At 34.9% G+C, this 22633-nt stretch carries 19 protein-coding genes and 1 riboswitch; of the genes, 13 read left to right on the forward strand and 6 right to left on the reverse strand.

From position 1 onward, the window contains the following. Window positions 1–272: 272 nt before the first annotated feature. Together AC2A07_RS09895 and AC2A07_RS09900 are read right to left on the reverse strand one after the other, a co-directional pair. Entirely contained in the window at window positions 273–1649 is a 1377-nt protein-coding gene (locus AC2A07_RS09895) for an alpha-amylase family glycosyl hydrolase (protein ID WP_484050247.1), read from the reverse strand. An 81-nt stretch (window positions 1650–1730) separates the two neighbouring features. Then, a complete protein-coding gene (locus tag AC2A07_RS09900; protein WP_484050248.1) occupies window positions 1731–3353 on the reverse strand; it encodes an ABC-F family ATP-binding cassette domain-containing protein in 1623 nt (540 codons plus the stop codon). A 115-nt stretch (window positions 3354–3468) separates the two neighbouring features. Here AC2A07_RS09900 and smpB point away from each other — a divergent pair, with 115 nt between their 5' ends. The 5 genes from smpB (at window position 3469) to AC2A07_RS09925 (ending at window position 8491) form a co-directional block, all read left to right on the forward strand. Further along, a complete protein-coding gene (gene smpB, locus AC2A07_RS09905; protein ID WP_484050249.1) occupies window positions 3469–3927 on the forward strand; it encodes an SsrA-binding protein SmpB in 459 nt (152 codons plus the stop codon). A gap of 77 nt (window positions 3928–4004) precedes the next feature. Next, complete coding sequence (locus tag AC2A07_RS09910) at window positions 4005–5492, forward strand: OmpA family protein (protein ID WP_484050250.1); 1488 nt, start codon at window positions 4005–4007, stop codon at window positions 5490–5492. A gap of 93 nt (window positions 5493–5585) precedes the next feature. Further along, window positions 5586–6326 (forward strand): YebC/PmpR family DNA-binding transcriptional regulator, encoded by a 741-nt coding sequence (locus AC2A07_RS09915; protein ID WP_484050251.1) that lies wholly within the window; start codon window positions 5586–5588, stop codon window positions 6324–6326. A gap of 284 nt (window positions 6327–6610) precedes the next feature. Continuing rightward, window positions 6611–7435, forward strand: a complete 825-nt coding sequence (locus tag AC2A07_RS09920; protein WP_314499803.1) for a metallophosphoesterase — start codon at window positions 6611–6613, stop codon at window positions 7433–7435. An 84-nt stretch (window positions 7436–7519) separates the two neighbouring features. After that, window positions 7520–8491 carry a glycosyltransferase family protein gene (locus AC2A07_RS09925; RefSeq protein WP_484050252.1) on the forward strand — a complete coding sequence of 324 codons (972 nt, stop codon included), beginning with the start codon at window positions 7520–7522 and terminating at the stop codon, window positions 8489–8491. Here the strand turns inward: AC2A07_RS09925 and AC2A07_RS09930 are convergent. Both AC2A07_RS09930 and AC2A07_RS09935 read right to left on the reverse strand, forming a co-directional pair. Further along, window positions 8480–8770: a GNAT family N-acetyltransferase gene (locus AC2A07_RS09930; RefSeq protein WP_484050253.1), complete on the reverse strand. Its 291-nt coding sequence runs from the start codon at window positions 8768–8770 to the stop codon at window positions 8480–8482. The two genes, AC2A07_RS09925 and AC2A07_RS09930, sit on opposite strands and share 12 nt — an antisense overlap. Window positions 8771–8964: 194 nt before the next feature. Beyond that, complete coding sequence (locus AC2A07_RS09935; protein WP_484050254.1) at window positions 8965–9708, reverse strand: RDD family protein; 744 nt, start codon at window positions 9706–9708, stop codon at window positions 8965–8967. A gap of 27 nt (window positions 9709–9735) precedes the next feature. On the opposite strand from AC2A07_RS09935, the gene AC2A07_RS09940 reads away from it, so the two are divergent. The 8 genes from AC2A07_RS09940 (at window position 9736) to AC2A07_RS09975 (ending at window position 17705) form a co-directional block, all read left to right on the forward strand. Next, the gene (locus AC2A07_RS09940) at window positions 9736–10728 is read left to right on the forward strand and encodes a stage II sporulation protein M (RefSeq protein ID WP_484050255.1); all 993 of its coding nucleotides are present in this window, start codon (window positions 9736–9738) and stop codon (window positions 10726–10728) included. Further along, on the forward strand, window positions 10715–11674 hold the full coding sequence (locus AC2A07_RS09945; protein WP_484050256.1) for a DUF4013 domain-containing protein: 960 nt from the start codon (window positions 10715–10717) through the stop codon (window positions 11672–11674). The genes AC2A07_RS09940 and AC2A07_RS09945 overlap by 14 nt, the downstream gene beginning before the upstream one ends. After that, complete coding sequence (locus tag AC2A07_RS09950; protein WP_484050257.1) at window positions 11667–12476, forward strand: DUF4129 domain-containing protein; 810 nt, start codon at window positions 11667–11669, stop codon at window positions 12474–12476. Before AC2A07_RS09945 ends, AC2A07_RS09950 begins: the two co-directional genes overlap by 8 nt. 14 nt (window positions 12477–12490) lie before the next feature. Further along, a complete protein-coding gene (locus AC2A07_RS09955) occupies window positions 12491–13651 on the forward strand; it encodes a DUF4350 domain-containing protein (RefSeq protein ID WP_484050258.1) in 1161 nt (386 codons plus the stop codon). A gap of 277 nt (window positions 13652–13928) precedes the next feature. Further along, window positions 13929–14873: an AAA family ATPase gene (locus tag AC2A07_RS09960; protein ID WP_484050379.1), complete on the forward strand. Its 945-nt coding sequence runs from the start codon at window positions 13929–13931 to the stop codon at window positions 14871–14873. A gap of 419 nt (window positions 14874–15292) precedes the next feature. Next, a complete protein-coding gene (locus AC2A07_RS09965) occupies window positions 15293–16615 on the forward strand; it encodes a DUF58 domain-containing protein (RefSeq protein WP_484050259.1) in 1323 nt (440 codons plus the stop codon). 12 nt (window positions 16616–16627) lie between these two features. After that, window positions 16628–17131: a DUF2314 domain-containing protein gene (locus tag AC2A07_RS09970; RefSeq protein WP_484050260.1), complete on the forward strand. Its 504-nt coding sequence runs from the start codon at window positions 16628–16630 to the stop codon at window positions 17129–17131. Between the two features lie 154 nt (window positions 17132–17285). Next, entirely contained in the window at window positions 17286–17705 is a 420-nt protein-coding gene (locus tag AC2A07_RS09975) for an OsmC family protein (protein ID WP_484050261.1), read from the forward strand. 62 nt (window positions 17706–17767) lie between these two features. Here the strand turns inward: AC2A07_RS09975 and AC2A07_RS09980 are convergent, their stop codons facing one another. Then, a complete protein-coding gene (locus tag AC2A07_RS09980; protein ID WP_484050262.1) occupies window positions 17768–19444 on the reverse strand; it encodes a T9SS type A sorting domain-containing protein in 1677 nt (558 codons plus the stop codon). A 252-nt stretch (window positions 19445–19696) separates the two neighbouring features. After that, window positions 19697–22309 carry an MGH1-like glycoside hydrolase domain-containing protein gene (locus AC2A07_RS09985; protein ID WP_484050263.1) on the reverse strand — a complete coding sequence of 871 codons (2613 nt, stop codon included), beginning with the start codon at window positions 22307–22309 and terminating at the stop codon, window positions 19697–19699. 183 nt (window positions 22310–22492) lie between these two features. Continuing rightward, a riboswitch (SAM riboswitch) is annotated at window positions 22493–22602 on the forward strand. The last annotated feature ends 31 nt before the right edge of the window (window positions 22603–22633 follow it).

The raw sequence follows: 22633 nt of genomic DNA on the forward strand, positions 1-22633 counted from the left end.
GTATGGTATATCTGAGTGCCTCAACCTATAAAGAATGTATGTAACTGATTTGGTAAATGCAAATTATTGAAAGTGAAAATTTTATAATCGGTCAGACTTTCTGAGCCAGATCGGAGTGACATCCCTTTTTGTTATCAAGGCAAGCCTTGGCACAAAAAAGATATAGCGGAGAGCTGGAATAAGCTCCTGAAAACTCATTATGCTTTAATTTGTAATTGGTTCAAAAGTAATTTTATTTGATGTTGAATTCTTGCAATGGATAAATTCACTTTCTAATTCGATTTTACCAAAACAAGATATTGCCACGGTTGGATATCAAAATGAGTTTTATCCTGAGTAATGTTGATTTCTTTACCTGAGAACAACTCTTTATATTTCCCTTTATAATATTTTGTTTCCAGATTTACGGATGACTCTTGATCTGAAAAATTAATTACAGGCAAAACCGCATCATTATTTTTTTCTCTGTAAAAAGATAAAATATTTTTCATGTTATCATTCGAGACTCTGATCATTTCTCCTCCCCATTTGCCATTCCATAAAGCCTGGTTTTTATGCTTAAGATTAAAAAGGGTTTCATACATTTTCGAAAACCGGTGTTCATTCCATTTGATTAAATCTTTTTCAAAGAAAGACAGGCTTCTGTTAAGTCCGGCTTCCTGTCCGCTGTATACCAATGGCATTCCATTAACAGTACTGCAAAAAACCATGGCAGCTTCAAGACCTTTTCCAAAGTTTGAATATTGATTTCCTTCCCAGGAGTTTTTATCGTGATTATCCGTAAAAGTCATTCTATAGGAATTGTAAGGAAAGCTGTTCACATCATGAGCCATATATTCAAAAAGTGCCGGAGCGCCTTTCCCTTCTACAGTTGCCGATTTCATTTTGTCCCATAGTGACCAGGAATAGGTCATATCAAATGATTTTCTGTACAGATCTCTTGATTCCCACTCTGCCAGCATAAATACTGGTTTTATAAGATCAAGCTCAGTTCGAGCATTTTCCCAGAAATCAACAGGAATAAATCCGGCTACATCACAGCGATAGCCATCAATATCAGCCTCTCTGATCCAATATTTCAATGCACCGGTCATGTATTTTCTGAAATCAGGATTGTTATAATCAAAATCAATAACGTCATCCCAATCGTACCATGGCGTGGGCTGAAATTTTCCTTCTTTGGTTTTTGTATACCATTCGGGATGCTCTTTTGCCAAAGGATTGTCCCATGCAGAATGGTTACCCACCCAATCGATGATGACATACATTCCCATCGAGTGGATTTTGTCAACCAGATTTTTAAAATCTCTCATTGTACCAAAGTCAGGATTGATCCCTTTAAAATCTTTCACTGAATAGTAACTGCCCAATTTGCCTTTTCTGTTGAGCTCACCAATAGGATGTACAGGCATAAGCCATAGAATATCAATCCCCATTTTCTTTAATCTCGGAAGGTGTTTTTCGAAAGCCCTGAAAGTTCCTTCGGGAGTATATTGACGGATGTTAACTTCATAAATGGTCGCATTTTTTGACCATTCCGGATGGTTGATTTCCACGTACTCTTTTGGCTGATATCTTGGATCTTTGTTTTGGGAATGTAGATTGATGAAATAAAGTAACAGAAATATAGAAAATATTTTTGATCTCATAAGTATTATTATTTCATCCTAAGTTAAATAAAAAAAGCGTTTCAAAATGAAACGCTTAATTGATATTGATAAGAATATATTTTAAGAATACATTTTCTCTCTTAATTCTTTAATTTTCTTGTCAGCAAGATATTCATCATACGTAGTTTCTCTGTCGATGATTCCTTTTGGTGTCAGTTCAACAATTCTGTTACATACCGTCTGAAGCATTTCGTGGTCATGAGATGACAATAAAAGGTTTCCTTTGAAATTAGACAATGAATTGTTTAATGTGGTAATACTCTCAAGATCTAAATGGTTTGTAGGCTCATCCAACAGCAATACGTTGGCTTTCTGGAGCATCATTCTGCTGAACATACATCTCATTTTTTCACCTCCGGAAAGCACCTTACAGGACTTTAAAGCTTCATCTCCTGAAAATAACATTCTTCCTAAAAATCCTCTCATAAATTCTTCGTGACGTTCCTCATCATTTTTAGTAAACTGTCTTAACCAATCTACTAAGTTGATGTCTTCCTGGAAGAAAGTAGTGTTATCTAATGGCATATGAGACTGATTTGTAGTAACGCCCCAGGCTACTGATCCTTTGTCCTGTACATTATTCCCAGCTAAAATTTCGAAAAATTCTGTGATCGCAAGAGAGTTTTTAGAGATGATGGCAACTTTATCTCCTTTTTTGAGATTCAAGTCAATATTAGAAAATAACAATTCTCCATCTTTTGTTTTCTCAAGACCTTTAACATCTAAAATCTGATCGCCTACTTCTCTTTCCATTTCGAAAATGATTGCAGGATATCTTCTTGACGAAGGTTTAATATCGTCGATATTTAATTTGTCGATCATTTTCTTTCTTGCCGTTGCCTGTTTTGCTTTTGCAACGTTTGAACTAAATCTGGCGATGAAATCCTGAAGTTCTTTTTTCTTTTCTTCAGCTTTTTTATTTGCCTGTGCTCTCTGTCTCGTTGCTAATTGTGAGGCTTGGTACCAGAATGAATAGTTACCTGTATAAAGATTTAACTTAGCATAGTCTAAGTCACCGATATGTGTACACACGGTATCCAGGAAGTGACGGTCGTGAGATACTACAATTACTGTATTTTCGTAATCAGCAAGGAAATCTTCCAGCCATGCGATGGTATCAATATCAAGATCGTTGGTAGGCTCATCCAGGATCAGTACGTCAGGATTTCCGAACAGTGCCTGAGCCAAAAGAACCTTTACTTTATCCTTGTTCTCCAGTTCGCTCATCATCTGCCAGTGCATATCATCTTTAATACCTACGTTTGAAAGCATGGTCTGTGCATCAGATTCTGAATTCCATCCACCCATTTCTTCATAGATAACTCCAAGTTCACCCGCTTTTATTCCATCTGCGTCAGAGAAGTCTTCTTTAGCATATAAAGCATCCATCTCTTCTTTTATCTCAAATAATTTCTTATTTCCTCTTAAAACAGCATCAAGAACTGTAAATTGATCATATGCGAAGTGATCCTGTTCCAAAACTGACATTCTTTTCCCCGGTTCCAGAGATATGTGTCCTGTAGTTGGATCCTGCTTTCCTGTTAGTATTTTAAGGAATGTGGACTTTCCTGCGCCATTTGCTCCGATGATACCGTAGCAGTTTCCTTTCGTAAACATAATGTTCACCTCGTCAAAAAGGACTCTTTTCCCAAATTGTAAAGATAAGTTAGATACTGTTAACATATTAGTTTGTAAATTTGGCGCAAAATTACGAAAAGAAATCGGGTATTTATAATATTGTAATACTCAAGTTTTAATGTAAGGTAATTTTGTATATTACAGTAAGGAAATTTTAGATATGAAGATCGAAAAAACAGTTAATATATTAAATAGAAGAGCACGTTTTGAGTACGAATTTATTGAAGAACTGGAAGCCGGAATGGTGCTTACAGGGACAGAAATAAAATCTTTGCGCTCTTCTAAAGCATCCATCACAGAAGCCTTCTGTCAGTTTATTGACGGGGAATTATACATCATTAACATGATGATTGATGAATACAAATTAGGAACTTTTTATAATCATAAAACAAAAAGGGAACGAAAGTTGCTGTTGCACAAAAGAGAATTGTTAAAACTCGAAAAAAAACTCAAAGATGCAGGTAACACGATTATACCTTTAAAATTATATATCAACGACAGAGGCAAAGCTAAAGTACTGATTGCGTTGGGAAGAGGTAAAAAGCTTTTCGATAAAAGAGAAGCAATAAAAGACAGAGAAAGTAAACGGAGCCTCGATAGAATATTAAAGAAAAGTTAAAAATCATCCTGAAAACTTTGTTTATAAAGAAAAATTATATTTATTTTGCAATATCAATTATTTAATCATTTAATTCTATGAAAAATCTAAAATTAGGAATTTCAGCATTGGCGCTTACTGTTGCCTCTACTGTGTTCGCTCAGACTACCAACAATCCGTGGATGATCGGGGTTGGTGCTCACGCAGAGAACCATAAAGCACAGGCAGGTAATTTCAGTAATACGTTTTCTGCTAACAATTTGACGAAGACTATGTTCAATATGAACAACTTCTCTATCACTCCACCATTGTCTAAACTTACTGTTGCAAGAAACATCGGTAAAGGTTTGGTATTGGACTGGCAGACTACTGTTGGAAACGTTGAGAACCAAAGATTCAACATGGGTAAAGAATTCATGTTAATGACTGGTCTTGGTTTCCAGGCTAAAGCTGCAGGTTTACTATGGGACGAAGAGTCTTGGTTTGATCCGTATTTAAGAGTAGGTGCTAACTACCTTAGACATGATTACACAGCTTTGACTTTCCCTAGAACAGATTTCAGAGGTGAAACAGTTTCTAACGGAGACAACGGTAACGAAAGCGGTAAAGCTAATCACTTTGCAGTTGCTACAGGTGCTGGTGTTAACTTCTGGTTAACTAAAAACTTTGGTCTTGGTGTACAGGGAGATTATGTTTCAACTCCAGGTGATAAAGCTAACTATGCTAACTTCTGGCAGGCTTCTGCTTCTTTGAACTTCAGATTCGGGAACAGAGATAGAGATAAGGATGGTATCCTAGACAAAGACGATTTATGTCCTGATACTCCAGGTTTACCTGAATTCCAGGGATGTCCTGATACTGATGGAGATGGAGTTCCAGACAAAGACGATCAGTGTCCAGATGTTGCTGGTCCTGTTGAAAACAATGGTTGTCCTTGGCCAGATACAGACGGTGACGGTGTAATCGACAAAGATGATGCTTGTCCTACTGTTGCAGGTCCTGCAGAAAACAACGGTTGTCCTTGGCCAGATACAGACGGTGACGGTATCTTAGATAAAGATGATGCTTGTCCTACTGTTCCAGGTCTTCCAGAATACAACGGATGTCCTAAGCCTAAAAAACAAACTGCAATTGAATTAGAGCAAAACTTTGGAAGTGTATTCTTTGATTTCAACAAAGCTACAATCAAAGCTGATTCAAAAGGTGCATTAGATGCTGCTGCTGACTTGATCAAGAAAGACGGAGGTAACTATCTATTAGAAGGTAGAACTGATGCTAAAGGTGCTGAAGCTTACAACTTGAAATTATCTAGAGAAAGAGCTGCTGCTGTAGTTGCTGCTTTAGATGCAAGAGGTGTAGATGCAAACGCTCTTAAATCTATCGGTGTAGGTAAAGCGAAAGCTACTGTTCCTGCTACTGCTTCAGATACTGAAAGACAAGTTGACAGAAAAGTAGTTGTAACTGCTATTGAAGATGCTGCTCAGTGGAATGCTCTTAAAAAGAGAGATTATGAAGATCCAGCTCCAGTAAAAGTTAAGAAAAAAGCTCCAGCTAAGAAAAAAGCTCCAGCTAAAAAAAGAAAATAATTAATTTTTCTAAATAATAAATACCTCCGGATTTTCCGGGGGTATTTTTTTTATTGTTGATTTTGAGTAATTTTGTGAAAATTAAAATATAAAATGGGAAGAGCATTTGAATATAGAAAAGCTTCGAAAATGGCACGTTGGGACAAAATGGCCAAGACTTTTTCTAAAATAGGTAAAGATATAGCATTGGCTGTTAAGGCAGGTGGTCCTGATCCGGAAGCCAATCCAGCACTGCGTCGATGCATTCAGAATGCAAAAGGGGCCAACATGCCAAAAGATAATGTTGAAAGAGCAATTAAAAAGGCAAGTGGAGCAGATGCGGAAAATTATGAAGAAATCAATTATGAAGGATACGGGCAGGGTGGTGTAGCTTTTTTTGTCGAGTGTACTACAAACAATACGACCAGAACTGTAGCAAATGTAAGAGCTGTTTTTAATAAGTTTGACGGTAACTTAGGGAAAAATGGTGAACTGGCATTCATTTTCGACAGAAAAGGTATTTTCAGTATTGATCTTGCACAAATCAAAATGGATTGGGATGATTTTGAAATGGAGATGATTGACGGAGGAGCCGAGGATATTGATAAAGACGACGAAGAAGTGATGATTACGACAGCTTTTGAGGATTTCGGTTCTTTATCACATAAGTTAGATGAACTTGGAATTGAAGTAAAAAGTGCAGAACTTCAAAGAATCCCAAATAATACTAAAGAAGTAACAGAAGAACAGTTTAAAGCCAATATGAAAATGCTTGACCGCTTTGAAGAAGATGATGACGTACAGAACGTTTATCATAATATGGAAATTACTGATGATCTGTTAGAGTCATTGTAAAATAAGATTAATATCAGTTAGTGCTGATCACTTTTTTGCCACGAATACACATAATGTCAAATCTTGAGCCACCTGAAATTCTATTAACAGGAAATCAAGAAATGTATTTTCGTATTCGTGGCTATTTTATATTATTAGTAGCTGGGAGGCAAAAAATAATATTACATTCATATATAATTCATTTTCATGTAGTTTCTTTGCAAAAATCATATATTCAATCTTTTCAGCATGCAGTTTAATATGCGAAAGGTTGTGTAATTTGTTAGAAAGAAAAAGATCTGTAAATGAAAAGAAACGTAGAATTGGTTGTCATTTCGGATATACATTTGGGAACTTACGGATGTAAAGCTAAAGAACTGCTTAGATATTTGAATTCTATTCAACCCAAAACATTAGTTTTAAACGGTGACATTATTGATATCTGGCAATTTAAAAAATCTTATTTTCCTAAGCCTCATCTGAAAGTGATTAAAAAGATCATTTCATTTGCCACAAAAACGACTGACGTTTATTACATTACAGGCAATCATGATGAAATGTTCAGAAAATTTACCGATTTTGAATTAGGTAAGCTAAAAGTCATTAATAAATTATGCTTGACTCTGCATGGAAAAAAGACATGGATTTTTCATGGGGATGTCTTTGATGCATCTGTACAACACTCAAAATGGATCGCTAAATTGGGCGGAAAAGGATATGATCTTCTGATTGTTATTAATAATATGGTCAACTGGTTTTTAGATAAAATGGGTAAAGAGAAATATTCATTTTCAAAGAAAATCAAAAATAACGTTAAGAAAGCAGTCAAATATATTGGAGATTTTGAATTAACAGCCTCTGAACTTGCTATTGACAATGGATATGATTTTGTAATATGCGGACACATTCATCAACCACAGATACGTGAGGTGACGACTAAAAAAGGTTCCTGCACTTATCTGAATTCCGGAGACTGGATTGAAAATCTTTCTGCTTTGGAATATAATGATGGAGAATGGAAAATCTTTCATTATGAAGATCATCAGCACCTACTTTTAGATGACGAATCTGAAGAAATTCAGGATATGAATAATTCTGATCTCCTGAAAATAGTAACTCAATTCTCTTAGGATGAAAGCTCTAATCCCATTTTATGGTGTGGAAAAACTGTTGAAGTGCTTCACTCATCTATCTAAAATGATAAATATTTACCAATGAAAGTATTGTATGCATTTCAGGGAACAGGAAACGGTCATGTTGCGAGAGCTCAGGAAATCATTCCCATTTTAAAAAAATATGCGTCCGTAGATACTCTTATCAGTGGACATCAATCCCAGTTGAAAACTGATTTTAATATAGATTTTAAACATCGCGGTGTATCCCTTCTTTACAACAAATCAGGCGGAATTTCATATAAAAAAATTATTTTTGAAAATAACTTTCTCAAAGCGGCTTATACAATACGGAATATTGAATTAAATCATTACGATCTGATTATTAATGATTATGAACCATTAACTGCCTGGGCCTGTAAACTGAGAAACCTGAGAATGCTCGAACTCAGTCATCAGGCTTCAATGAGTTTCAAAGAAACTCCAAAACCGGATAAAAAAGATTTTTTAGGTGAATTGGTTCTTGAACATTATTGTCCAAGTACAGATAAAATAGGTTTCCATTTCAATAATTACCATCCACAGATTAAAAAGCCTGTGATCAGAAAGAAAATCAGAAATTTAAATCCTGTTAAAAAAGGATTTTATGTGGTCTATTTACCAAGCTTTTCAGATGAAAATATCACTAAAGTTCTTAATCAGATTCCTGTTGAATGGAAAGTGTTTTCAAAATATACCAATATTCATAACCAAATAAAGAACGTAGAAATTTATCCGATCGATGAAACTCATTTTCTGGAATGTTTTGAAAGTTGTGACGGTATATTATGCAATGCAGGTTTCGAAGGTCCGGCAGAAGCTCTGTTTATGGATAAAAAACTGTTTGTTATTCCTATTCATAATCAGTATGAACAGGAATGTAACGCATGTGCATTAGATAAAATGGGGATTCAAAGTTCAAAATCCCTGAATATAGAAAAAATTAGAGATTGGGTTCATCGGGATCTTCATTTCAAAGTAAATTATCCAGACAATATTGAAGACATCATTTTAAATGAGGTTTTAACGTTCTAAAAAGATGTCTTCCACATCGGTCATTCTTCGCATCACAGCTCTGGCATACGAACAGTGGGGATATACATTCCATTCGTTTTCTCTTGAGAATTTGATTGCTTCTTCAACCAAATATTTCCCCATTCCACGACCTTCAAATTCGGGATGAACAAGAACAAATGAGATAATAAGTTTATTATCTTCAGGAAATATAGTATATGTCAGTCTTCCGACTTCTTTGATTTCGTTATTAAGGGTAATAACCCCACCGTTGTCGGATCTGTTATTTTCGAATTTCATAGGTAAAGGTTTATGTGATACGTATTTAATATTTTTGTATCAAAAATAATTAAAGTAAGACTTGTTTGCTGTTAGAAATGATACAAAATCTGCACCGAATGTGATTATCAGATGCAAATTGTGAATCTGTTATGTTCTAAGTTTAAATAATTATCTCACGTTATATTTAAAATAAAATTGAGGATTATCCTTAATCACTCTTTTCCTGTGTAATAATTATAATCTTTAATTACAACTCCGATAAACTGTCTTTCAGTGAATTTTGTAGGGTCAACCTCCAGTTTTAAAATGCCTTTTATTTTATCTGAAAGTTTGCTGATGATCTGACGGTCATCAATTTTTAAAGCTTTCAGATAATTATCTTTAATAATCCTCATATCATTATCGCTTAAACCAATTACCTGTGGAAAGGTAGGTATGTAATCACTTTTTAAGTTTTCTAAAATGGTATGCGAAATATTGATATTGTTTTTAAGAGAGATAACAGCCGTTCCTGCAGCAATATCTCCAAAACGCTGATTGTTTTTTGTTATAATCATGGTAATGAAACCAATCATCAAAAAAGATACATCAATAACCCGAAAGACCCACCGAATCAGATAATCTCCAAAACCTGCCTGGTAGCCATCAATTTTTACGACACGGATTTTCATTACTTTCTTTCCAAAGGTCTGCCCTTCCATGAGGCTTTCCAGCACTACCGGATAAATAATGGTGGGAAACAGAAGAATACTGTAGACTGCACCAATTGACCACTCGTCAAGACCGTTTAAGATATATCCCAGATCAAAAAAACCAAAAAAAAGATAAAAAATCACGATTCCATATGCAATCTTAATTAAGGAATCAATGATAAAGGCAAGAAATCTTTCACCCACACTTGAAATGTTAAAATTAATATTTACATTTTGTGAGGTATTAATCGCAATTTGAGACATAATTTTTATTATTTTAGCCTTACAATTATGAGAGAGGTTTATTTTATTAAACAAAATAAAGAAAAATGGTTGGGAATCGAACAGGTTATTCAAGGGAAAATCAAAAAAAATCCTGATGACCTGTCTTCATTGTACATTAACCTGATCAACGATCTGTCTTTTGCCCAAACTTATTATCCTAAAAGTAATACAACCGTTTATCTTAATCATCTGTCATCTCAGATATTTCAGAAAATTTACAAAACCAAAAGGGTTGAAGAAAACAGGCTTTTGTATTTTTTCAGGACCGAAGTTCCGCTTCTGGTGTATCAATACAGAAGATACCTGCTGTATGCCTTTATCTTTTTTCTTCTTTTTACCTCCATGGGGGTTCTATCTGCAATTTACGATAAAGATTTTGCCAAAATTATTTTAGGTGAAAGCTATGTAAACACGACAATAGAAAATATCAAAGCAGGAAATGCTGTCGGAGTATATCAGAGTGGATCAAATTGGGGAAGTACTATAGGAATTACTTTAAATAACATCGGTGTTGGTGCAAAATTATACATCTATGGGATTTTTGGCGGCGTAGGATCACTATATGTACTTTTATCCAATTCTGTTATGTTAGGCTCATTTCAGTACTTTTTCTATGATTATGGAGCATTGAAAGACAGTGCAAGAGGAATTTGGCTTCACGGAGTATTCGAAATATTTGCTATGGTGGTGGAAGCGATGTGCGGTCTGATTCTTGGGACATCACTGCTTTTTCCGAAAACACTTTCAAGATTTGAATCTTTAAAAATAGGATTAAAAGATTCGTTTAAAATATTTTTAAGTACCGTTCCATTCACAGTTTGTGCAGGAATTATTGAAGGCTATGTCACAAGACACGCTTTGAAAATGCCGGAATTTTTAAATTTAATCATTATCTTCGGATGTCTGTTCATTATAGGATTTTACTACTTTGTTTATCCATTTATTGTTAACAGGAAAATTAATAATACACCTTCAATCACCCATGATGCAGTTTTATAAAAAAAGAGATTTCGGAACGTTCATCAGTGACAGTTTCGGATTTTTCAAATTATACGGTAAAAATTACTTTAAAAATTATATTCTCCTGAACGGGCTTCTGCTTATCTTGCTTGTAGTAGTGGTGATATTTGGCTACAGAGAGATTTTAATGCAGGTTTTCGGGTCTAATTTAAGCGGAAATGGTTCTTACATGGAAAGTTATTTTGAAGATAATTCAGGGATGCTTATCGCTGTCGGACTGATAACCTTTATGCTTTTCGCCGTTCTGACGATCGTTAACTATCTATACCCTGTTTTTTATCTTAAAAGACTGGCTGAAGGCGAACAAAAAACCGGCACAGAGAATATATTAAACGATTTTAAAAATAATGCAGGACGGATTGGAATTCTCTGTATAGGAATGATTTTTATTATAACTCCCATATCGTTTATACTAATAGGGATTTCTTATGCTCTTGTATTTATTATTATCGGGATACCCATTCTCTTATTTGTATTTCCAACTGTATTTAATGTAATTACATTCCTGATGTATGATTACTTTAACAGTAGCAAAGGTTTTTTTGAAAGTTTAAGCTATGCTATACGTTCACAGTTTTCTTACCCCAACGGGAGGGAATCATCTCCTTACTGGAAATATTGGGGATCCACGACAGTGATATCAATTATTCTTTATGTAATTACCACCATCTTTACCATGGTTCCGATGATTATATTTTTCGGAACGATGATGACCACAGAACCGGATGGTAACTTTGAGCAGAATCCGTTCGTGGGAACGATGGGTATTTTGTTTTTTGTGATGTATGGAATTTCGTTATTGGTGTCATTTTTCCTGTCAAATATAATGTATATCAATTCAGGACTTATGTATTATGACAGCAGGAGAGACCTTCACCAGAAAGTGGAATTAAAAGAAATTGACACGATAGGAATCAATGAATAAAATATTTTTTATCACAGCACTCCTGCTTTTTTCCGGGTTTTCTGATGCTCAGTACGTTGACAGTACAAGTGTTTATGATGATTACTACGAAGAAGTATATGAAGATTCTCTGAATACGTCTCATTATAAAAATATGTACCGTGCTGATTCTGTTTTGCTGAAAAATCCTGTTTCTGAAAACACTGCTCATCCGAAAAGTTTCAAAGAAAATATCAGATCAAGATACAAAGGAAATGAATTTGACTATTCCACTTCAAAACCTAGGGAATCATTTTGGAATAAGCTGATGAGAAAAGTTTTAAAACTGATTCAAAGTATTTTCGGTGATACGAGTTTAGAAAGTTCAGCGCAGGTTACAGTTGTTGTTATACGGCTGTTTGCCATTATTCTGGTTGGATTCCTTTTGTACTTCATCGTTAAATTTATAATTGGAAGAAACGGAAACTTTATTTTTGGAAAAAGAAATAAAAAAGTGATTATTAATGATGAAGAATTACATGAAAATATTCATGAAATTAATTTTCCTGAAAGTATTTCCGCTTTTGAAAGATCAAAAGATTACCGGTCAGCCATACGATATCACTTTTTATTTCTCCTGAAAAAGCTCAGTGATAAAAAGCTCATTATCTGGAATCCTGAAAAAACAAACAGGGATTACACTGCAGAATTAAAAGCTCTGAATATAAAGAATGAATTTTCCGGTCTTTCCTATATTTTCGATTATGTATGGTATGGAGAGTTCAACATAGATGAGGATAGTTATTTGAAGTTTAAAGAACAGTATCAGTCATTCAAACCCTAATTTAAATTTTCACAATGAATAAAACTTTCAAAATATATGCTTTAATTTTCATCATCATCATGGTGATTCTGGCATTGTTTGAAGTTAACAAAAAAGAGGTTGTCGACTGGCGGAAAAATTTTGATGTCAACGAAAAGTCTCCTTTCGGATTGTTTGTTTTTAATCAGGAGGTTAAAGAGCTGTTTAAAAGCAATCTTACAAAAGTTGATGTCACTGCATATAATTACTATAGTCAGAATAGAAAGAAGGCTCATAATATTTTAGTCATCGAAAATGAAATAGATATTCAGTCATGGAATAAAATTCTTGATGAAGTTTCAAAAGGTTCTGATGCCATGTTAATTATAAGCAGAATGCCGAAAGAAATTTCAGACAGCATAGGGTTTTATGATTCGCAGATTTCTTTTGAAGATCAGAATGTTCTGAAACTGACGGACAAAAAATATCAGAACGATTTTATCAAATTGGATAAATTTCCGTCAGGACGTGGATTTTCGTATATCAAACCGGGAGTTCAGGTTTTAGGAAAAACAGTTGAGAATGAAAATACTGATCAAGCCAATTTTATAAAAACAAAATTTGGAAAAGGAACTGTTTATGTACATTGTGAACCTCTCTTTTTAACAAATTATTATCTTTTACAATCAGGAAACACAAAATACGCACAGGATGTTTTTTCTTATCTGGATAATAAAGAAACACTGTGGTTTGTAGAAGCAAATACGAAAGAATCCCGTTTTTTCATGAGATTTATATTGGGGAATCCGGCGTTAAAATATGCATGGTGGATTTTCCTTGGAGGTTTGGTCTTATTTATTTTTTTCAATGCCAAACGAAAACAGAGGATTGTTCCGATTATTGAAACATTGAAAAATACGTCGGTAGATTTTGTAAAAAGTATCGGGAACCTTTATTTGCAGGAAGGTGATTTTCATGATATGATGGCGAAAAAAGCACAGTACTTTCTGAATAAGGTAAGACTTGATCTTTTAATTGATACCCAAAATTTAGATGCAGAATTTGCTAAAAAACTTCAGCTCAAAACGGGTGAAAATATTGAGATCATCAACGAAGCAGTTGATTTACTCAGTAAAGCTCAAAACCCTTACGCCAATGTAATGAAAGAAGATCTGGTCAGAATGAATAAGCTGCTGGATGATATTATTAAAACATAAAGATCAGAGTATAAAATATACCATCCCTGAATTTTAAATTTTTAAATTACCCACAGAATAAACTGTTACATTGAATAGATTTCTACATTGTTACATTAAATATATTGTTACATTAAATAAATTGCTACATTGAATAAACTCTTACATTGTTACATTAAATAAATCGCTACATTAAATTGTAAAAATAAACACTATGGAAAACCAGGAACATCATAATACAGAACAGGTATCTATTAATTTAGAAAAAAAAGATGCTGGATTTGAGTCGAGGATTGATATGATTGAACTTCGCGAAAGTATAGAAAAAGTAAAAGCTGAAATTTCAAAAGTAATCGTTGGGCAGCATGATATGATCGAGCATCTTCTTGCGGCGTTGCTGTCAAACGGGCACGTCTTAATTGAAGGTGTGCCGGGGGTTGCAAAAACCATTACGGCAAAACTTTTGGCAAAAACCATTGATGTTGACTTCAGCAGAATACAATTTACCCCGGATTTGATGCCTTCTGATATTTTGGGAACATCCGTTTTCAGCATGAAGAATTCTGAATTTGAATTTAAAAAGGGTCCGATATTTTCACACTTTGTTTTGATTGATGAGATCAACCGTTCGCCTGCTAAAACTCAATCTGCCTTATTCGAAGTGATGGAAGAAAGACAAATTACAATGGACGGAACACGATACGAAATGGAAGCACCATTTTTGGTAGTTGCAACACAAAATCCAATCGAGCATGAAGGAACTTACAGACTTCCGGAAGCACAACTTGATCGGTTTTTATTTAAAATAAATGTTGGATATCCGAATCTTGAACAGGAAATTGCCATTATCAAAAACCAGCATGAGAGTCGTCAGGAGGAAAAAACTGATGTTGTTAAGCCCGTTATCAGTGCTCAGCAATTAAGTCGCTATCAGACCTTGGTAAAAGAAATCATCGTTGAATCTCAACTAATAGAATACATTGCCAAGATCATCATCAACACAAGAGAAAATCAGTTTTTATATTTAGGAGCTTCGCCGAGAGCGAGTTTAGCTTTGCTGACGGCTTCAAAAGCTTTTGCTGCTCTCAGAGGAAGAGATTTTGTTACTCCGGAAGATATTAAAGAAGCGAGTTATGCAGTACTGAGACACCGAGTAATTGTGTCGCCTGAAAGAGAAATGGAGGGATTGACCGCAGATGAGATCATCCGTCAGATTTTAGAAGGAATTGAAATTCCGAGATAGGAAATACAATAGATAAAGTTAAAATTTTAACTATATTTATTCTAATGACTTTCATTTTTAGTTGTGGCGATGGTTATGAACAAAACTATGAGACATTTGGTGAGTTTAATGAGAAAAATGAAAGAAATAAAGGATAGTTTCCTGCAATTATTTATTCTGATGCAACTGAATTAAAAAAGATTTCATATTTAGATTCCGGTAGTGCTTTTGGAAGATTTGGTTATATTAACTCAAGATTATAAAATAAGAGAAGATATCAAAAGAAAACCAGATTGGTTTTTAGATTTAAAAAAAACTTTACAAATCAAATCTTGAGATAATCAAAAATCGGAGATTTTATATTTTGAAAAATAAAAATGAAAAAAATGTATACTTTATACTTTCTAAATAATTGAACAGGTAAAGTATAAAAATAAAAAATGAAAAATTTATACATCAATAACCGCTTTTTTTTCATGCTCATCGGAGTGGGGATTCTGTATGTTTTTGCATTTTTCTTTCCGTTTTTACTGATAGTTGGTCATGTTGTTTTATTGTTGGTTTTTTTAGCAGGAATGGTTGATTACCTGCTTCTGTTCAGAGAAAAAGATAGTGTTCTAGCTCAAAGGATTTTGCCTGAAAAATTATCTAACGGCGATGAAAATCCGGTGAAAGTTGATATAAAAAATAATTACAGTTTTAAAATCTGTACGAAAATTATTGATGAAATACCATTTCAGTTTCAGAAGAGAGATTTTCTAATCGAAAAATATATTGAGCCAGGGAAAAATACTTTATTTCAATACATTCTGGAGCCGAAAGAAAGGGGAGAATACAGTTTTGGAGCTTTGAATATCTTTGCTTCATCGCCTTTGGGTTTGGTATCTAAAAGATTCACTTTTCAGAAAGATGCTATGTTGCCGGCGTATCCCTCATTTGTTCATCTCCGTAAGTATGAATTAATGGCTTTGCAAAATGAATTTTTGCTTGGCGGTATCAAAAGAGTCAGAAAGCTGGGACATACAATGGAGTTTGAGAAAATTAAAGAATATGTTCCGGGTGACGACATTAGAACCATCAACTGGAAAGCAACTTCCAAGACAAATCGTCTCATGGTGAATCAGTTTCAGGATGAAAAATCACAGCGTATTTTTATGCTGATTGACAAAGGTCGTACGATGAAAATGCCTTTCAGGGGATTAAGTCTTCTTGATTATTCAATTAATGCAAGTATGGCATTATCCCACATTATTCTTAAAAAAGGCGACCGTGCCGGAATGATGACTTTTTCCAGAAAAACCGAGAATAAAGTTGCAGCAGATAATAAATCAGGACAGCTCAGGAAGATTTCAGAATCACTATACAATATCAAAACAGATTTTTTCGAAAGTGATTTCAACAGGCTTTATCAGGATGTAAAATATTCTGTGAACCAAAGAAGCCTGGTTTTGCTTTTTACTAATTTTGAAACTTTAGACGCCTTGAACCGTCAGATGAAATATCTCCGGGGGATTGCCAAAAACCATTTATTGGTTGTTGTTTTCTTTAAAAATTCTGAATTACAGACTTTACTTCAGAAAAATCCTGAAAGCATGCAGGAGATCTATGATGAAGTTATTGCAGAAAAATTTGAATTTGAAAAGAAACTGATCATTCAGGAACTTAGGAAATACGGTATTTATTCGGTTTACACGCTTCCGGAAAATCTCAATGTTGAGGTGATTAATAAGTATCTTGAGATCAAAGCAAGAGGGATTCTGTAAAATATGAAATTTATGATGCGAAGAATTTTAATGATGGCAGGTATTTATTTACTTGTAGTGAGCTGTGAGAATAAAAGGGAAAGAGTAGAAAGAGATGGGAAACAGGAAGTCGTTCTTGTTGAATCAAAGGATGGTGAAATGAATGCCGCTATTGAGAAGGCAAGGAAAACCTTTAAATCAGATTTTCATCAGGCGCTTTTAAGCGAAAATCCAAATTTTTCAAACTTTACAGTTAAACAGCGATTTGATACTCCGAATGGTGGTGGTGAACATATTTGGATTGGAGATATTATTTTTCGTGACGGAAAATACCATGGAATTATACAGAATGATCCAGTAGAACCCATTAATGTTAAGCTTGGTGATAAAGCAGTGGTGAATAGCGATAATATTTCAGATTGGATGTATTATGATAAAAATATTGTGAAAGGAGCATACACAATAAAAGTTTTAAGAAAAACTCTTACAGAGGAAGAACTACAACAGATGGATTCTGAAGGATTGATTTATGAATGATTGGTGATGAGTCATTTACTAGTGGATCCGTAACGGGAGATTTTATAATTTTGCAATAAGCAATAAGCAATAAGCAATAAGCAATAAGCAATAAGCAATAAGCAATAAGCAATAAGCAATAAGCAATAAGCAATAAGCAATAAGCAATAAGCAAATGAAAATTACATTAAACAGAATCAACGACGATTTTTTATTTGAATGTACCAATTCACAGGGGAATTCTATACTTTTGGATAATACTTCTCAGCCTGGCGCAACAGGAGTTTCTCCCATGGAAAGTATATTAATGGCAGTTGCAGGATGCAGCGGTATTGATATTGTTTCAATTTTAAAGAAACAAAGACAGGAAATTACAGATTTTAAAGCTGAAGTTGAAGGTGACAGAGTACCTGTTGAAGATGCAAAACCATTTAAATCCATTACTGTAAAATTCTATTTAGAAGGAAAAATCGATCCCAAAAAAGCTTTAAAAGCATCAGAATTATCATTTGAAAAGTACTGTTCAGTTTCAAAAACTTTAGAACCTAATGTTGAAATAGGGTATGAAGTGTATGTAAATGGTGAGAAATTTTAGGAGACCGAATTGAGGGCATAAAAAAAACCGGATACTGCTATCCGGTTTTGTTTTTTAATTTTTTATTTCTTAATTACTTTAGTACTTTTTAATGTACCGTCTTTCATCATAAATGTCAGAATATAAAGTCCTGCTTTTACACCTTCAAGGCGTAATGCAGACACAGGATTTTCAACGGTTTTCACAACAATTCCTGATAAATCTGTAACAGTTAGTTTCTTAATGTTTTCAGGCTTATCAATAGTTAAAACATCTTGGAAAGGATTCGGATAAACCAGTATTTCTTTAGTATTAGAATTACTCTCATTTACTGCTAATGATGCAGGTACTAAAGTTACTGTTACCTTCCATGTATTATTATCTACTTTATTGTAATCGGCATTACAGTCAGAACCGCCATAAGTACGCCATGCCCTAAGTTCAAAATTTACACTTCCCGTAAGATTATTGGCAATGGAAAGTCCTGATCTGTTATACGAAAATGTTCCTGTATTTGATCCGGATCCTGAAGAAACAGAAGCTTCTGATGTGTTATTCGTTGTGCATACAAGTATACTTTGTTGTTCTTCCATCCAGCCGTTTGATACTGTAGACATCGTATAAGATACATTGGTAGAACTGATTTTGTATCCTGCAGGAACATTTACAGTAAGAGTTCCGGGACACGTAGTCGATGAAGTTATGGTAGGATCTGATTCATACATCGTATTGATATCACCTGCAGTATAAGTGGTTGCTACCTGTCCTGTAGAAAATTCAATCATTTTCCAGAAACCTTTTACGGAGCCGCAATTTGAGCGTATCCAGAAATAGTAGTTTTGACCTGTTGTAAGCCCACTTAAAGTTACTGTGTTTGTGCCGGCAGGAACTGTTCCTGATAATGGAGTAGTAGAAGTAGGCGGAGTGGATGAGGTACTGTAATAATATTCATATCCGGATGACGGAGCAGTTGCAGGAGCAGTCCAGCTTACTGTCGCTCCCTGTATGGCGGAGGTGTATGTAAGATTTGAAGGAGCCGGGCATGAATTATACAAATCGGCAGATATTGCAAAAATATTCGGAATACCGCCAGTTCCTGTTTTTGTAAAAGTTACACTCTGGATGTTTTTTGATTGATTTGCAGCAGATATAGCTAACGGTATCTGATACAATCTTGGATTGGTTCCGTTACCTGATTCAAGAATATTGTTGTTCAGGTTTATTCGTCCTATTCCCTGAATGGCAAAATTGCTCCCTCCATACCAGTCTGATATGCTTAAAGAAGGAAAAGTCTGGTTTGTACCGTCTGAAAAATTAACCACTGCATCTACAGCGGTATCACCACTGCCGCCGGTAGCTAAAACATAGAGGCTTATCGCTGGAGTTGGGGTGGAAAAAGTCAGAGTGCCAGAATTACCGGCAGCAAGTAATCTCAGTGAATTGTTAGAACTGTACGAAGCCAGTGTATAACTCAGACCAGAGGTAGATCCGACAGCTGAATTGATAATCCGGTTAACCGGTAAACCATATGTAAGTGCTGTGCTGGATGCCGTAAGTTGAAAGTCACGCGATAGAAATGCATAACTCACACCATCTACATCATTATTGGTGGAAGTTGATCCTGCACCCACTCCATTAGCAATCACGTCAGCATTAAAACCGCCTTGAATGGTAACAGGCTGGTACTGCTGTGCGTTAATTTGATTAAATACTAAGGCAGCCATAGCAGCGACTCCCTTAAAAAGTAGTTTTGTTTTCATAAATGTTTATTTATTATTTATACTGCGAATATAGTTAATTTGTGAATTATAGTTAATTTAAACTAGTGTTTTTTGTCAAATTTATGTTTGATTGCTGTTTTGGATGTTTCAGTTATATTTTAAATAATAATCTGTCTTTATGTGTTTTTTATAATGGTGAATTCTCTGTTTCATGTAAAAGATAAAAAATGCAGGAACCAAAAAAAACCGGGATATTTAAATCCCGGCTTAATTATTATCTTAAACTTATCATCACGCCAGTCTAGGCTTCATCAGTTTTGCTACTGTTGCAGTCCATCCTGTTTGATGAGATGCTCCTACACCACGACCATTATCTCCATGAAAATATTCAAAGAATGTGATATAGTCCTTAAAGTTTGGGTCGTAATTAAATTTGTAATTTCCTCCATTGAAAGCTCTTTGTCCACTTTCATCTTTTAAGAATATGGAACAAAGTCTGCTGCTGATATCAGATGCAACCTCATCAAGATTTTTATGTTCACCGCTTCCCGTAGGGAATTCAATTTTCAGACTGTTTCCGTAATAAAAATGAAAACGCTGCAGGCTCTCTACGATTAGGAAGTTAATAGGAAACCATATCGGTCCTCTCCAGTTACTGTTTCCGCCAAACATTCTGCTGTCACTTTCTGCAGGTGTGTAGTGAACCACATTTTTATTACCATGAACAGTGAATACAAAAGGATTTTCTTCATATACTTTTGACATTGCACGGATCCCGTAAGAACTTAAAAATTCTTTTTCATCAACCATCCTTTTCAGAACTTTTTTAAGCCTTGTTCTACGGAGAATGCTCATCAGATGTTTTCTTCCGCTTCCCTCTTCATCCCAATGTGAAACCAAATTTGCCAATTCAGGCTTATTTTTGAGTACCCATTCCATTCTTGCTTTAAAATTGGGCATTTTATCTAAAAGATGATGATCGATAATTTCTACAGCAAATAAAGGGATCAGACCTACAATACTTCGTAAACGTAAAGTCACACTTTCTCCGTTTCCAAGTTGTAGTACATCATAAAAGAATCCATCTTCTTCGTTCCAAAGACCTTCTTTGTCTTCACCCATGCTTTCCATTGCTTCAGCGATATAAAGATAATGTTCAAAGAATTTGATCGCCATATCTTCATACACCTTATAATACTGTGCCAGCTCCATAGCAATACGCATCATATTCAGGGCATACATTGCCATCCAGCTTGTTCCGTCAGCCTGTTCCAGATGCTCCCCGTCTTTCAGTTCCATATTTCTGTCAAATGCTCCGATATTATCAAGTCCGAGAAATCCACCGCCAAAAATATTTTTGCCATTCTTATCTTTACGGTTAACCCACCAGGTAAAATTTAGAAGCAATTTCTGAAAAACCTTTTCTAAAAACAACAGATCGGGTTTGCCGTTCGTCTTCTCATCAATTTTAAAAACTCTGAAACATGACCAGGCATGTACGGGAGGATTGACATCGCTTAAATTCCATTCGTATGCCGGCATTTGTCCGTTCGGATGCATGTACCATTCTTTCGTAAGAAGAAGAAGTTGGTTTTTGGCAAAATCACCGTCGATGATTGCGTAAGGAACACAATGGAATGCCAGATCCCATGTAGCATACCAGGGATATTCCCACTTATCAGGCATTGAAATAATATCTTTATTATGAAGATGATCCCATTCAGTATTTCTTACATAATTATTAAAATCTCTAGGGGCTTCAAGATTAGGATCGCCTTTCAGCCATTTACCTACATTATAGTGATAAAACTGTTTGTTCCAGAGAAGTCCTGCAAAGGCCTGACGCTGTACATTTCTTTCATCCTCGTTGCAGACATCCTGCTGGATTTCTTCGTAAAATTCATTGGCTTCAGAAATTCTGGTATTAAAAAGAGTTTCAAAATCATGAAATGCATCATCCATTTCATGAGGTGCCAGTCTGAATTCAAATACTTCACACTGTCCCGCTTTCACCTCTGCTTCAACAACAAATGAAGCTTTCGAACCTCTTTTATCGGGATTTACAGTATTTTTCTGATGAACAATATAATCATTAATTCCGTCCTTGTAATAACTGTTTTCAACTTCCGGACTTCCGTAAAGTTTAGGATTATTGGTTTCATTGTCACAAAATACCCTTTGAGCATCCTTTCTTTTAGAATAAAACTTTTTTAACGGAACGCTGTCATGATTGATATTGATACATCCATCATGAGAATCTTCCAACTGCCCCATATATTCATTATATCCCCACTTCCAGTTGTTTCTGTACCAGCCTGTAGGTATTACAACGATGGGAGCATCCTGATTACTTCGGTTACAGACAGTCACCCTAACTAAAATATCATCTATATTACTTTTGCAGTATTCAATGAAAATATCAAAATACTCATCATTATCAAAAATACCTGTATCGATGATTTCATATTCAGGATCCTTCTTGCTCCGTCTGCCATTTTCTGACACCAGATCTTCATACGGAAATTGATTAATAGGATATTTGTAAACCAGCTTCATATAGCTGTGTGTCGGCGTATTGTCCAGATAATAGAAGATTTCTTTGATATCTTCCCCGTGATTTCCCTGAGGGTTGCTCAATCCGAAAAAACGTTCTTTGACTCTTTCATCATTCTTATTCCAGAATGAAAGTGCGAAACAAAACAGCTGCTTGGTATCAGAAATTCCGGCAATACCTTCTTCTGCCCAGCGATAGGCGTAGCTTTCGGCATTGTTATGATTTGCAAAACGCCAGGCATCACCATTTGTGCTATAGTCTTCACGTACATTTCCCCACTGCCTGTTACTTACATACGGACCCCAATTCAGCCAGTTTTTATCTTTTAGTCTCTGTTTTTCAACACTCATATAACATCATTTTCATAGCTAAGGTAGATTTTTTAGCAAAAAGAAACAATTTTTTTCAGCTTAATAATTCTTAACATGCTGCTAAAATGCTTCTGATGAAAGAAATTTTGACGGAAAATATTTTTTTTAATATTTAAGAGAAATGTTATATATTTGCATCACTCGTTCATTTACATATTGAAAATGTTATCAAGAAAGGTTGAGGGATAGACCCTGTGAAGCCTTAGCAACCCTTTGTGCAAACAAAGAAGGTGCTACGTTCTACCAAAAATTTTATTTTGGACAGATAACTTACTGAAGTTCTTTCAGCCATTCCTTTATGGC

Source organism: Chryseobacterium sp. HNCC26DJ238, assembly GCF_057180465.1.

Coding starts and splice junctions, on each gene's coding strand:
- AC2A07_RS09895 (WP_484050247.1), bottom strand. CDS start 1,649: ATGAGATCAAAAATATTTTCTATATTTCTGTTACTTTATTTCATCAAT.
- AC2A07_RS09900 (WP_484050248.1), bottom strand. CDS start 3,353: ATGTTAACAGTATCTAACTTATCTTTACAATTTGGGAAAAGAGTCCTT.
- smpB (WP_484050249.1), top strand. CDS start 3,469: ATGAAGATCGAAAAAACAGTTAATATATTAAATAGAAGAGCACGTTTT.
- AC2A07_RS09910 (WP_484050250.1), top strand. CDS start 4,005: ATGAAAAATCTAAAATTAGGAATTTCAGCATTGGCGCTTACTGTTGCC.
- AC2A07_RS09915 (WP_484050251.1), top strand. CDS start 5,586: ATGGGAAGAGCATTTGAATATAGAAAAGCTTCGAAAATGGCACGTTGG.
- AC2A07_RS09920 (WP_314499803.1), top strand. CDS start 6,611: ATGAAAAGAAACGTAGAATTGGTTGTCATTTCGGATATACATTTGGGA.
- AC2A07_RS09925 (WP_484050252.1), top strand. CDS start 7,520: ATGAAAGTATTGTATGCATTTCAGGGAACAGGAAACGGTCATGTTGCG.
- AC2A07_RS09930 (WP_484050253.1), bottom strand. CDS start 8,770: ATGAAATTCGAAAATAACAGATCCGACAACGGTGGGGTTATTACCCTT.
- AC2A07_RS09935 (WP_484050254.1), bottom strand. CDS start 9,708: ATGTCTCAAATTGCGATTAATACCTCACAAAATGTAAATATTAATTTT.
- AC2A07_RS09940 (WP_484050255.1), top strand. CDS start 9,736: ATGAGAGAGGTTTATTTTATTAAACAAAATAAAGAAAAATGGTTGGGA.
- AC2A07_RS09945 (WP_484050256.1), top strand. CDS start 10,715: ATGCAGTTTTATAAAAAAAGAGATTTCGGAACGTTCATCAGTGACAGT.
- AC2A07_RS09950 (WP_484050257.1), top strand. CDS start 11,667: ATGAATAAAATATTTTTTATCACAGCACTCCTGCTTTTTTCCGGGTTT.
- AC2A07_RS09955 (WP_484050258.1), top strand. CDS start 12,491: ATGAATAAAACTTTCAAAATATATGCTTTAATTTTCATCATCATCATG.
- AC2A07_RS09960 (WP_484050379.1), top strand. CDS start 13,929: ATGATTGAACTTCGCGAAAGTATAGAAAAAGTAAAAGCTGAAATTTCA.
- AC2A07_RS09965 (WP_484050259.1), top strand. CDS start 15,293: ATGAAAAATTTATACATCAATAACCGCTTTTTTTTCATGCTCATCGGA.
- AC2A07_RS09970 (WP_484050260.1), top strand. CDS start 16,628: ATGATGCGAAGAATTTTAATGATGGCAGGTATTTATTTACTTGTAGTG.
- AC2A07_RS09975 (WP_484050261.1), top strand. CDS start 17,286: ATGAAAATTACATTAAACAGAATCAACGACGATTTTTTATTTGAATGT.
- AC2A07_RS09980 (WP_484050262.1), bottom strand. CDS start 19,444: ATGAAAACAAAACTACTTTTTAAGGGAGTCGCTGCTATGGCTGCCTTA.
- AC2A07_RS09985 (WP_484050263.1), bottom strand. CDS start 22,309: ATGAGTGTTGAAAAACAGAGACTAAAAGATAAAAACTGGCTGAATTGG.